The organism is Actinomyces sp. HPA0247, assembly GCA_000411415.1.
In the GTDB taxonomy this organism is placed as follows: Bacteria; Actinomycetota; Actinomycetes; order Actinomycetales; family Actinomycetaceae; genus Pauljensenia.
Window position 1 is genome coordinate 331829 of sequence record KE150451.1, and the last position, 12401, is coordinate 344229.

General features: G+C 64.5%; 9 protein-coding genes. 7 read left to right on the top strand and 2 right to left on the bottom strand.

The genetic code is table 11. The annotated features are described in order from the left end of the window. Nucleotides 1-34 precede the first annotated feature (34 nt). Nucleotides 35-604 carry a TetR/AcrR family transcriptional regulator gene (locus HMPREF1478_RS06610; RefSeq protein WP_016461300.1) on the top strand — a complete coding sequence of 190 codons (570 nt, stop codon included), beginning with the start codon at nucleotides 35-37 and terminating at the stop codon, nucleotides 602-604. A 91-nt stretch (nucleotides 605-695) separates the two neighbouring features. On the opposite strand, the gene leuA is transcribed toward HMPREF1478_RS06610, so the two are convergent. After that, on the bottom strand, nucleotides 696-2450 hold the full coding sequence (gene leuA, locus HMPREF1478_RS06615) for a 2-isopropylmalate synthase (RefSeq protein WP_016461301.1): 1755 nt from the start codon (nucleotides 2448-2450) through the stop codon (nucleotides 696-698). A gap of 181 nt (nucleotides 2451-2631) precedes the next feature. On the opposite strand from leuA, the gene HMPREF1478_RS06620 reads away from it, so the two are divergent. From HMPREF1478_RS06620 to HMPREF1478_RS06645, 6 genes are all read left to right on the top strand, one after another. Beyond that, nucleotides 2632-4293, top strand: coding sequence for an L-lactate permease (locus HMPREF1478_RS06620; RefSeq protein WP_016461302.1), 1662 nt, complete (start codon nucleotides 2632-2634; stop codon nucleotides 4291-4293). Nucleotides 4294-4391: 98 nt separating this feature from the next. Beyond that, nucleotides 4392-4964 (top strand): hypothetical protein, encoded by a 573-nt coding sequence (locus tag HMPREF1478_RS06625; protein WP_016461303.1) that lies wholly within the window; start codon nucleotides 4392-4394, stop codon nucleotides 4962-4964. Between the two features lie 22 nt (nucleotides 4965-4986). Then, nucleotides 4987-5556 (top strand): hypothetical protein, encoded by a 570-nt coding sequence (locus tag HMPREF1478_RS06630; protein WP_016461304.1) that lies wholly within the window; start codon nucleotides 4987-4989, stop codon nucleotides 5554-5556. 650 nt (nucleotides 5557-6206) lie between these two features. Continuing rightward, nucleotides 6207-7004: a (Fe-S)-binding protein gene (locus HMPREF1478_RS06635; RefSeq protein ID WP_016461305.1), complete on the top strand. Its 798-nt coding sequence runs from the start codon at nucleotides 6207-6209 to the stop codon at nucleotides 7002-7004. Nucleotide 7005: 1 nt separating this feature from the next. Then, a complete protein-coding gene (locus HMPREF1478_RS06640) occupies nucleotides 7006-8628 on the top strand; it encodes a LutB/LldF family L-lactate oxidation iron-sulfur protein (protein WP_016461306.1) in 1623 nt (540 codons plus the stop codon). Between the two features lies 1 nt (nucleotide 8629). Next, a complete protein-coding gene (locus HMPREF1478_RS06645) occupies nucleotides 8630-9304 on the top strand; it encodes a LutC/YkgG family protein (protein WP_016461307.1) in 675 nt (224 codons plus the stop codon). Between the two features lie 630 nt (nucleotides 9305-9934). On the opposite strand, the gene HMPREF1478_RS06650 is transcribed toward HMPREF1478_RS06645, so the two are convergent. Beyond that, complete coding sequence (locus HMPREF1478_RS06650) at nucleotides 9935-12400, bottom strand: excinuclease ABC subunit UvrA (protein ID WP_016461308.1); 2466 nt, start codon at nucleotides 12398-12400, stop codon at nucleotides 9935-9937. Between the last annotated feature and the right edge of the window lies 1 nt (nucleotide 12401).

Consider the following 12401-nt stretch of genomic DNA (forward strand, 5'->3'; position numbering starts at 1 on the left):
GTAACCCCTCTTTTCATGTCGACGAGGATCTCCGATGCCCCACACCGATGCGAAAACGATGCTCGCGCACGCCCTGCGCGACGCACTCCAGACCGTCCCCCTGTCGAAGGTGACCGTCTCCGGCCTCACGCGCACCGCCGGCGTGACCCGCCAGGCTTTCTACTACCACTTCGCCGACATCCGCGACCTGACCGTCTGGGTTTTCAAGCGCGAGGTTGCCAACCAGATCGACGCCCACTCCACCCACGAGGACTGGTCCAAGGGACTGCTCGCCATGCTCACATGGATGCAAGTTCACCCCGAAGAGACGCGCTCCGTCGTCTCAACCCTGTCCACGGAAGATCTCCAGGTCTTCCTCTACAAGCAGCTGCGCGCCGTCATGGAGCCCATCGTCGACCACTACAGCAACGATCTGACCGTGCGCCCCGACGACCGTGAGTTCATCACCGAGCACTTCACGCTCAGCGTGCTCGGACACGTCTCCCAGTGGCTCGCCTCCGACATGAGCGCTGATCCCACCCTCCTCACGGAGCGCATCTCCCGCATCCTCGCCGGGCAGGTACGTCGCAGCCTCGAGCTCTTCGCACACTCCCCCGTTTCCTGAGGGCCCACCTCCTGAGGGCACTGACGCATACGAAGGACCCCGGCCTCGTCACCATGAACGAGGCCGGGGTCCTTCTCGTTGTCGCGCGCGCTCAGCGCAGGGCGCGGTTCACCGCCGAAATGACGGCCTTGTAGGACGCGCGAGTGATCGAGGAGTCGATGCCGACGCCCCACACGATCTGGCCATCCACGGCCGCCTCCACGTAGGCGGCAGCGCGCGCATCACGGCCCTGGCTCATCGCGTGCTCGGAGTAGTCGAGGATGCGCACATCCAGGTCGAACTCGTGCAGCGCGGACACGAACGCGTCGATCGGACCCTTGCCCTGCGCGTGGACCTTGACGACCTCGCCATTGTCGGTGAGCGTCGCATTGAGCTCGACATGCTCATCATCCATGGTGCCCACCTGCGAGGAGCGCAGATCGAAGCGACCCCACGACTCCAGGCCCGGCGCAGCGTTCGTCGGCAGGTACTCGTCGGCGAAGATCTGCCACAGCAGATCCGCGTTAATCTCGCCGCCGTAGGTGTCCGTGTGGCGCTGGACGATGCGAGAGAACTCCACCTGCAGGCGACGCGGCAGCTCAAGGGCGTGTGCCGTCGACATGAGGTAGGCGACGCCGCCCTTGCCGGACTGCGAGTTCACGCGCACCACGGCCTCGTACGAGCGGCCCACGTCGTGCGGGTCGATCGGCAGGTAGGGCAGCTCCCACACGACCGCTTCCTCGTCGCCGCCGGCCGCGTCGACCTTGGCCTTGCGGGCGGTGAAGCCCTTCTTGATCGCATCCTGGTGCGAACCGGAGAAGCTCGTGTAGACGAGGTCGCCGACGTAGGGCGCACGCGGGGAGGTCTCCATCTGCGTACAGTACTCCACCGTGCGGCGGATAGCATCCACGTCCGAGAAGTCGATGCCCGGATCGATACCCTGGCTGAACAGGTTCAGACCCAGCGTCAGCAGGTCGACGTTGCCGGTGCGCTCACCCTGACCCAGCAGGCAGCCCTCGATACGATCCGCACCCGCCAGCAGCGCGAGCTCGGCCGTCGCCACGCCCGTCCCGCGGTCATTGTGGGGGTGCACGGACAGCGCCACGTACTCACGGCGGCTCAGGTTGCGGCTCATCCACTCGATCTGATCAGCGAACACGTTCGGGGTCGCACGCTCGACCGTGGACGGCAGGTTCAGGACAATCTCGCGTCCCTCGCCCGGCTCCCAGACGTCCATGATGGACTCGCAGACCTCGAGGGCGAAATCGAGCTCAGTGTCCACAAAGATCTCGGGCGAGTACTCGAATCCGAAGATCGTCTCATCGCCCAGGCGCTTCTCAGCCTGCGCAATAATCTCGCGCGCACCGGACTGGGCCAGCTCAATCGTCTGCGCCTTATCAGCGTGGAAGACGACCTCGCGGAACACGGGGGCCGTGGCATTGTAGAGGTGCACCGTCGCGCGCGGGAAGCCAACCATGGCCTCGACCGTGCGCTCGATCAGCTCCGGGCGAGACTGCGTGAGCACCGAGATCGTCACGTCCTCGGGCACCGCGTCGTCCTCGATCAGGGAGCGCACGAAGTCGTAGTCGGTCTGCGAGGCCGCGGGGAAACCGATTTCGATCTCCTTATACCCCAGCTTGATGAGCAGATCGAACATGCGACGCTTGCGAGCAGGATCCATCGGCTCGATGAGGGCCTGGTTACCATCGCGCAGGTCGGTGGACATCCAGCGCGGCGCCTTCGTGATGCGCTTGGAGGGCCACTGGCGATCCGGCAGATCGATCGGATTCGTATCAAGGAACGGCCGATACTTACGGATCGGCATACGCGAGCCGGAGGGAACGGGAACAGCGGATGTAGTCTTCACGCTTCGTAGTTTATCGACGAGGAACCGCCCGCGAGCAGGCGCTGCGCATACTGGACGTGAGATGCGGCGCGATGCCGGTCACGTACAGCGCACAGAAAACACCCAAAATTATGTGCGTCACCCCGTTCATATGTCATGATGATTAGGTCCAATGTCCCACACACCGACGCGCGGAGCATCCATGACCCCCCTGTTGTTCGCCCAATCTTTCACCCCGTCGACAACTGCAGTCGCGGGCAACGTCTTCCTGACAGCCGTCGTCGGGCTTCTCCCGCTCGTCGTCTTCTTCGTCCTTATGGGCGTCTTCAAGGTCGCCACCCACTGGTGCTCGATCATCTCCCTGGTGCTGTCCCTGGGCATCGCCGTCCTCGCGTTCCATATGCCCGTCGGCATGGCCCTCCTGGCCGGCACGCAGGGCGCCGCGATGGGCTTCATGCCGATCATCTACATCATCATCGCGGCCGTATGGCTCTACAACCTCACCGAAAAGTCGGGCCGCAGTGCCGACCTGAAGGCCGTTTTTAACACGATCGGCCGAGGCGACCAGCGCGCCCAGGCCCTCATCGTCGCCTGGTGCTTCTGCGGCCTTCTCGAGGGCCTGGCTGGCTTCGGCGCTCCCGTGGCCATCACCTGCGCGATGCTCGTGACCCTCGGCGTCCCGAAGATCAAGGCAGCCGTCGTGGCCGTCGTCGGCAACGCCATCAACGTCGGCTTCGGCGCCATGGCTATTCCCACGACGACCGCCGGCAAGCTCGGCGGCGCGGACCCCGTCGTCGTCGCCGGCGACATGGGGCACCTGACGTGGATCTTCTGTCTGTTCATCCCCTTCCTGCTGCTGTTCATCCTCGATGGCGGGCGCGGCGTACGCCAGCTCTGGCCCCTCGCCATCGTTGCCGGTGCAGCTGCCGGTGCCGGTCACTTCTTCACTCCCTCGATCTCCTACGAGCTGACCGCTGTCGTCGCCTCCCTGCTCGGATTCGCCGCCTGCTACGTGTTCCTGCTGGCGTGGGGGCCGACCACCCCCGCGGAGTGTGCGACCGAGGCAGACGAGGCCGACAAGCCCACCGGCTCGCGCATCAGCCTGGCGCTCCTGCCCTACGTCCTCGTCGTCGTCATCATCGCGATCACGAAGCTGGCCAAGCCGGTCGCGGCCTTCTTCTCATCGACGGACGTGAAGATCCCGTGGCCCGGCATCTACGGCAACCTGCTAACCGGCGACGGATCACCCTCGACCGCCGCAATCTACTCGCTGCAGATCCTGTCCAACCCCGGCACCTGGATCTTCGTCACCGGCATCATTGTCGCCATCGTGTACGGGACAAACTCCTCGAACGGCCGTTTCCAGACCTCCGTGGGTGAGATGTTCGCGGTCCTGCCGCGCACCATCTACTCGCTGCGCATGGCGATCCTGACAATCGCCTCCGTCATGGCTCTGGCCTTCGTCATGAATTTCTCGGGCCAGACCACCTCGATCGGCGCCGCGCTGGCGACGACGGGCGCGGCCTTCGCATTCCTCTCCCCCATCCTGGGCTGGATCGGTACGGCCGTTGCCGGTTCGGCGACCTCGGCGGGCGCGCTCTTCGCGAACCTCCAGTCGACCGCCGCGGCTGGTGCGGGCCTCGACCCGTCCATCCTGCTGGCCGCCAACACCATTGGCGGCGGCATCGGCAAGATCGTATCCCCGCAGAACCTCGCGATCGCCGCGACCGCCGTCGATTCAAAGGGTTCCGACGCGGAGATCCTCAAGAAGGCCGCCCCCTACTCGGTCGGTCTGCTCCTGGTCCTGTGCACCCTCGTGTTCATCGCATCCCAGGGCTGGCTCGGCGCCTACATGCCGCACTGATCATTGCCGCGCATGTGATCGGAGGTCCCGGGAGGCAGGTTGCTTCCCGGGACCTCCCCCTTGTAGGCTCCCAAGACAAGCACCGGAAGGAGACGACAGTGAGCAACAGGTTTTCCTTGCGAGTTCCTCGGCTGCGGACAACAGCTCTCGGGCGAGGCATCATTGCCCTCGTCGCCGTCACCATGCTGTGCTCGGCGTGCTTGGTACCTCCGTACCCGAAGGACCCACGCTTCGCTACGTTCACGTATGAAACCGATGAAGCGGTGAAGGTACAGGAGCGTGTCGACTCATTCAACGGACGTATACCCGAACTGGGAGCGACCGAGGGGCACGTCGTTGTCGCCCGGTTCCGGGACGGATCCTGGCTACCGGCACCCGACTACCAATACTGGATGACCGGTGTCGCCACGGTCCCCGATACGACGATCGCTATGCTCACTGACGACAACAACGGCGGATCTTCGTTGCTGCCCGGCATCCACCCCAGCCTGTACGAGTACGTACCCAAGGAATGTTCTTTCACAACAGTTGACCCTGACGTCGCCAACAAGGTCCTCGGTGCTGATCGAGCAGACATCTACTCGGAGTGGGGCTCGTTCAAGATCCAGTCGTTCGCGGTCTCCGCTAACTGCAACCTCATCATTGTCACAGGCGATGGCATCAACGCCTAGTACACCGAGGTTAAAGACAGCCATGAAGCTCCCACTCACAGCCCTCGTGCCGCTGCTTGCGGTCGCTGCGCTCGGCGCCGCCTGTAACCCCTTCACACCCTGGAACAGGCCGACAGCTGATCCGACTCCCTACCCGCAAGACCCCCGCTTCGCCGAGTTCAAGTATGAGACCGATGACAAGCTGGAGGTACAGGAGCGTGTCGACTCATTCAACGAGCGCATACCCAAACTGGGAGCGACCGACGGCCACGTCCTCGTAGCCCATTTTCGGGATGGCGCCTCCTGGCAGCCGACGCCGGATCGCCAATTCTGGCTGACCGGTGTCGCCGAGGTCCCCGACACGACGATCACCATGCTGGTCGACAAAAGCATCGGCGAATCTTCGTTGCTGCCCGGCATCCACCCCCTCCTGTACACGTACGTACCTGAGGATTGCTCTTTCACAACCGTTGACCCAGCCGTTGCAAATAAGGTCCTCGGTACCGATCCAGGAGCCATCTATTCAGAATGGGGATCGTTCGAGATCCGCGAGTTTGCTGTCTCTGCCGACTGCAATCTCATTATCGTCACCGGCGATGGCCTCAACGCCTAGTACGTTAACGTTAAAGACACGTATTCAACCCATTAGGGAGGATTCAACCTGATCGGGAAGATTCAACCCGATCAGAAGGGGTTGAATCTTCCCGATCGGGTGGAACACCTCATCGGCAACAAGTCTCATCGTGGGGCTGACAGCGGCCGCACCTAACCGGCCAGCACCAGGCGCGGCGCCCGGAGGCAATGCACTAGTTACGACAGCAATGCACTAGTTACGAGGGCATTGCACCACCTACTATCTAGTGCAATGCTGCCCCAAGTAGTGCAATGCCGCTAAGCAACAAGCTCACACGCAGCTAGGTCCGACCCAATACCTTTTCAGCAAGGCACCCGTTCCCCGCATCACTGTCGATGCCCCACGAGACGGAAGTCAGTTCAATCAAGAACGAGGCCGGGGCGACCTCTTGCGCACACAAAACCATCGCAAAACCGAAAAACGAAAACTCACCCTGAGCTAAGTCGCGTCTCGAAGGCCCTAAAACGCCCGATAAGACGCTGTTTTTCACTGATCATTGTGGGCGATTTTTCCGCGATAAATGGCGGGTAAAACAACCTTGCGCACACTGTCTGAACAAAAACGCATGCTGGGACCTCAGACCTAGCCATAACCTGGGTGGGACAGCACCCACGAGGAAGGATCCCCCAGTGCGCATCGCTCTCTTTTCCACCTGCCTGGCAGACGTTATGTTCCCCCAGGCTGCCCAGGCCACAGTGACCCTGCTGGAACGCCTCGGCCACGAGGTCGTCTTCCCTGAAGACCAGGTCTGCTGCGGCCAGATGCACGCCAACACCGGCTACTTCGAAGACGCCGCGAAGATCACCCGCAACCACGTCAAGACCTTCGAGCCCGTGCTCGACGGCCAGTGGGACGCCATCGTCGTCCCCTCCGGCTCCTGCACCGGTGCAGCGCGCCACGAGCAGAAGGTCGTCGCCGAGCACGTGGGTGACAAGGAACTCGCGAAGCAGTCCCAGCGCATCGCCGAACACACCTACGATCTCACCGAGCTCATCACCGACGTGCTGGGCCTGGAGGACGTGGGCGCGTACTTCCCTCACACGGTCACTTACCACCCGACCTGCCACTCGCTGCGCGTCGCCAAGGTCGGCGACCGCCCCTACCGCCTCCTGCGCGCCGTTGAGGGCCTGACCCTCGTTGATCTGCCCGACGCCGAGGTCTGCTGCGGTTTCGGCGGCACCTTTGCCATGAAGAACTCCGAGACCTCCACGTCGATGCTCGCGGACAAGGTCACCAACGTCATGTCCACCCGTGCCGAGGTCCTCGTCATGGGCGACTACTCCTGCCTCATGCACGTCGGTGGCGGCCTCTCGCGTCTCAACTCGGGCATCCGCCCCATGCACATCGCCGAGATCCTGGCATCCACTAAGGACCAGCCCTTCGAGGGCAACATCTCCTTCGCACCCGAAAGCGCACAGGTGATCTGACATGTCTGAAACATTCATCGGTATGCCCGGCGTGGTCTCTGACGACGCGAACGCACAGGCACACACGGGCGGCTGGCGCACCACCGTGTCCATCCCCGAGGACACCCTCCGTTGGGGTCCCACGTTCCCGCAGGGCGCTCGCAAGACCCTGGCGAACACGCAGATGCGCCGCAACCTGGGCCACGCCACCCGCACGATCCGCACCAAGCGCGGACAGCGCGTCGCGGAAATGCCCGACTGGGAGGACCTGCGCAGCGCAGCCGAGGCCGTCAAGTTCGAGGTCGAGTCCCGCATGCCCGAGCTCCTCGAAGAGTTCGAGCGCAACGTGACCGCTCGCGGTGGCATCGTCCACTGGGCTCGCGACAAGCACGAGGCCAACCGCATCATCGCGGACATCATCAAGTCCAAGGGTGTCGACGAGATCGTCAAGGTCAAGTCCATGGCCACCCAGGAGACGAACCTCAACGAGTACCTGAAGGAACAGGGTATTCACGCTCGCGAGACTGACCTCGCCGAGATGATCGTCCAGCTGGCCGACGACATGCCCAGCCACATCGTGGTCCCCGCGATCCACCGCAACCGTTCCGAGGTCCGCGGCATCTTCCTGGATCGCATGGAGGACGCTCCTCGCGACCTCTCCGACGACCCGACCGAGCTGACCGCCGCGGCACGCTCCCACCTGCGTAAGAAGTTCCTGCACGCCAAGGTCGCTGTCTCCGGCACCAACATGGGCGTCGCGGAAACCGGCACCGTCTCGATCTTCGAGTCCGAGGGCAATGGCCGCATGTGCCTGACCCTGCCCGACACGCTCATCACCCTGATGGGCATCGAGAAGCTGGTCCCCCGCTTCCAGGACATCGAGATCTTCTCTCAGCTCCTGCCTCGTTCCGCCACCGGCGAGCGCATGAACCCCTACACCTCCATGTGGACGGGCGTCACCCCCGGCGACGGCCCCCAGGAATTCCACCTGATCCTCATGGACAACGGCCGCACCAAGGTCCTCGCCGACCCGATCGGCCGCCAGGCCCTCGCCTGCATCCGCTGTGGCTCGTGCATGAACATCTGCCCGGTGTACCAGCACACTTCCGGCCACGCCTACGGCTCCGTCTACCCGGGCCCCATCGGCGCGATCCTGACCCCGCAGCTCACTCAGGGCCTCGACGAGCACGATCCTGTGCACACCCTGCCCTTCGCGTCCTCCTTGTGTGGTGCGTGTGGCGAGGTCTGCCCCGTCAAGATCGATATCCCCACGATCCTCATTCACATGCGTGCGCGCACGGTCGACGTCAAGCGCAACCTGGTGCCCGACGTGTGGGACCTCGCGATGGGCGTGACCACCCCGGTCATGTCGAACGCAAAGCTGTGGAAGGCCGCGAACATGCCGACCAAGGCGACGCGCCTCTTCGCGAAGAAGGGCGCCATTGGCGCGCTACCCTTCCCGGCCTCGCTGTGGACCCGCGCGCGCGACCTGCCGGTCGCTCCCAAGGAGACCTTCCGTCAGTGGTGGAAGCGCACTCACAAGGGTTCCGACGCCAACGCGCCTCGCACGGACGCCCCCGCGACAGGTATCCCGCTCGCGTCCGAGCACGGCATGACCACCAACACGACCCCGAAGGAGGCGTGACATGAGCACCACCACCATGGACGCGAAGACCGCGATCCTGGCTCGCGCACGCGACGCCATCTCTCGTTCCCAGCAGGACCGTCCGGTGCGTCCGATCCCCCGCGACTACATCCGCTCCACCGAGCACGCGCCCGGTTCTGACGCGGTCATCGAGGAAATGATCGAGACGCTCGAGGACTACTCCGCGCAGGTCGTCGTGGTCTCCAGCGACGACGAGGCCGCCGACGCGGTCTCGAAGTTCCTGGCGGACAAGGAGGCCACCTCCGTCGTGGTTCCCTCGGGCCTGGATGACGTCTTCAAGAAGGCCGCAGCCCGCGACGGCCGCACGGTGCGCGAGGATAGCCGCGAACAGGCCATTGCGACGCTGGACCTCGACAAGATCGACGCCGTCGTCACGCGTTGCCGCGTCGCTATCTCCCTGTCCGGCACCATCGTCCTCGATGGCGAGCCCGACCAGGGGCGCCGCGCGATCACGCTCGTGCCCGACACGCACGTTGTCGTTCTGCGTGCCTCCGACATCGTCCCCACGGTGCCCCAGGCGGTCGATATTCTCGGCAAGAACCCGAGCCGTCCGATGACCTGGCTCGCCGGCGGTTCGGCGACCTCCGACATCGAGCTGGTCCGCGTCAACGGCGTGCACGGCCCCCGCTTCCTGCGAGTCGTCATCGTCAAGTGATCTGATCACGACGCAGGAGTGCCCGGCTGCCGCGTGGCAGCCGGGCACTGCATTATGCCTTCTTTATGAACCGTTCTGTCCCGGGGCATGGCAGCTGGGTCCTACGGGTGGCACCGCAAACCGCGGCAACGCAGCTGAGCCGGACAGGTCGAAGCGACCCGGGGATCGTGGACAGTGTCGTGGGCCGAAGTCCGCACACAGAAGTTCGCCTGAGGCACTTCATCAACCATAAGTCGCATGCAATTCGGATATCCAAACATTCTACAGCGCCCCAAAACGTTGCAATTCCAACGATATGATTTCAATGTTTGAAGTGTTCGCACGGGAATTGCATGCGACATTTCTGAGGAACCACAACACGAGGCCACAAAAACCCCAAGCAGAAGGCAACTCTCAGAAGGCGCCCACATCCCCGGCACCACCACAACTGCCAGAAGCGCGGGGCACTACACCCGATCTGGGGCGCTGCACCCGATCTGGGGCACTGCACCCGAACAGAAGAGGTGCATTGCCTACGGATCGGGTGCAGCGCCCCAACACACAAGAACAAACGCGGCACAGGCAAACCGAGTGACCTCCCGCCCACAAGCAACCCGAGCACAGGACACCGAGCCCGTAATGATAACCCCGTCAGCGCAGGTAGCGGCCCGTCACCGAAGCCTCGTTGGCTGCAATATCGGTCGGCGTCCCCTGTGCGATGATGCGCCCGCCTTCCATGCCGCCGCCCGGTCCCATGTCGATGACCCAGTCGGCGCAACGGATCAGGTCCAGGTCGTGCTCGATGACGAGGACCGTCGCTCCCCGCTCGATGAGGTGCTGCAACACGTCGAGGAGGACCTGCACGTCGTCGGGGTGCAGGCCGATGGTCGGCTCGTCGAAGACGAACAGCGTCCCGTCTTGGCGCCGTCCCATCTCCGAGGCCAACTTGAGTCTCTGCGCCTCGCCGCCGGACAGAGCAGGTGTTGCCTCTCCGAGCGTCAGGTAGCCCAAACCTAGGCCTGACAGCGTTTCTAAGAGCGCGCCCGCTTTCTTCAGACCGCGCACGGCAACCCGGGCCTCGTCGACGCTCATCGCCATGATGTCGGGCAGGCTCAACCCATCACGGCGGATCGATGCCGCCTGCGCGCCGTAACGGCTCCCCCGGCACTCGGTGCACTCGATGTCAACGTCGGGCAGAAACTGAACGTCCAGGGTGATCTGCCCGGTCCCATCGCAGGTCGGACAACGCAGCGAGCCCGTGTTGTAGGAGAAGGCACCGGGTTTCAGCCCGGCCACCTGCGCCTCCTCCGTGCGTGCAAAGGCCCGGCGCAGCTCGTCCAGCACGCCAGAGTACGTCGCCACAGTCGAGCGCACATTCACGCCAATGGGCGTCGCGTCAATCAGGTTGACCCGCGACAGACCACCAGCATCCACGTCGCGCACGTGCGCGGGCAGCGACTCGCCAGCCAAGCGCGCACGCAGCGCGGGAACCAGCGACTCCAGGACGAGCGTCGTCTTACCCGACCCGCTCACGCCCGTAACGGCCGTCAGCGAGCCGATGGGAATGTCCACACTCAGGGGCCGCACCGTGTGTATCTGCGAGGTCTCCAGGTGAATCGCGCCGCGCCCATCGACGTCCGCGCCCCGATCTGACTCCCCGGCCGCACGCTTAACCCGACGCACCCCAGCCATGTACGGGCCGATGCGGGAGGCTGGGGCGTGGGAGGCCTCGTCGATGGCGCCCTGGAAGATGACGCGACCGCCGTCCGCGCCAGCTCCCGGGCCGATCTCGATGAGGTGGTCGGCGGCCCCCAGGACCCGCGTGTCGTGGTCGACGACGACAACGGAGTTTCCGTCGGCGATAAGCTCACGGATGATCGATAGGACACCGTCGACGTTGGAGGGGTGCAGGCCGATTGTCGGCTCGTCGAGGACGTAGAGGACACCGGTCGTCCGGTTGCGCACAGCTCGGGCGAGCTGCACGCGCTGGCGCTCGCCATTGGACAGCGTCGAGGACGCGCGGTCAAGGGACAGGTAGGACAGGCCAAGCTCCACGAGGCGATCCATCGGCTCGGTCATCTCGTCGACGATGACGCGGGCCATGGGCGCCACTTCCTCCGGGACGAGGCCGGGGACACGCTGGACCCAGTCGCGCAGTTCCGTGAGACTCAGGCGAGAGGCCTCGCCAAGGTCGATGCCGTCGATGAGCGTCGAGCGCACCCGCTCCCCCAGGCGTGTGCCGTCGCATGCCGGGCACGTGCGGGTGATGAGGTATTTGTCGACGCGGGCGAGCGCTTTCTCATCTTTCGCTTTCGACAGGGCATTCTCGACGGTGGCGACCGCGTTGAAGTAGGTGAAGTCCAGCTCCGCGCCACCGGTCTTGGTGGCGACGACGATGTGGCGTTTTTCGGCGGGCCCCTCGTAGACGATTGTCTTTTCGGCATCGCTCAGATCCCGGAAGGGCACGTTCGTGCGCACGCCCATCTCGCGGGCGACGTCTTTCATGAGCTTCCACATGAGAGACCCCCACGGGGAAACCGCACCCTCGTCGATGGTGAGGGACTGGTCGGGCACGAGGGACGCACGGTTGACGACGCGCTGGACGCCCGTCCCCTCGCACACCGGGCACGCGCCGGCTGAGTTGAAGGCCATCGCCTCCGCGCCGAGGCCGTCAAAGGACTCCCCGCATTGCGGGCACGTCAGGGGCACTTCCAGGGCAACGCCCAGCGAGGGCGGGACGCGGTGCCCGTTCGGGCACAGGTAGGAACCCGCACGCGAGAACAGGAGGCGCAGGTGGTTGAGAAGCTCCGTCGCCGTGCCGAAGGTGGAGCGCACGTCGGGCACGCCCGGGCGCTGGCGCAGCGCGAGCGCAGCAGGTACGTGAGCGACTTCGTCCACCGAGGCCTTCGCAGCTTGGGAGATGCGCCTGCGCGTGTAGGTCGCCAGGGACTCCAGGTAGCGCCGCGATCCCTCGGCGTAGAGCGTGCCCAAGGCCAGGGAGGACTTGCCCGACCCGGACACACCCGCGACCGCGACGAACGCGTTCAGGGGAACGTCGACGTCCACGTTCTTCAGGTTGTGGACACGGGCGCCGCGCACGCGAATGACGCTGGGCATA

What these genes read in the sequence shown, in the direction of transcription:
- HMPREF1478_RS06620 (WP_016461302.1), top strand. Translation starts at nt 2,632, where the DNA reads ATGACCCCCCTGTTGTTCGCCCAATCTTTCACCCCGTCGACAACTGCA.
- HMPREF1478_RS06645 (WP_016461307.1), top strand. Translation starts at nt 8,630, where the DNA reads ATGAGCACCACCACCATGGACGCGAAGACCGCGATCCTGGCTCGCGCA.
- HMPREF1478_RS06610 (WP_016461300.1), top strand. Translation starts at nt 35, where the DNA reads ATGCCCCACACCGATGCGAAAACGATGCTCGCGCACGCCCTGCGCGAC.
- HMPREF1478_RS06650 (WP_016461308.1), bottom strand. Translation starts at nt 12,400, where the DNA reads ATGCCCAGCGTCATTCGCGTGCGCGGCGCCCGTGTCCACAACCTGAAG.
- HMPREF1478_RS06640 (WP_016461306.1), top strand. Translation starts at nt 7,006, where the DNA reads ATGTCTGAAACATTCATCGGTATGCCCGGCGTGGTCTCTGACGACGCG.
- HMPREF1478_RS06630 (WP_016461304.1), top strand. Translation starts at nt 4,987, where the DNA reads ATGAAGCTCCCACTCACAGCCCTCGTGCCGCTGCTTGCGGTCGCTGCG.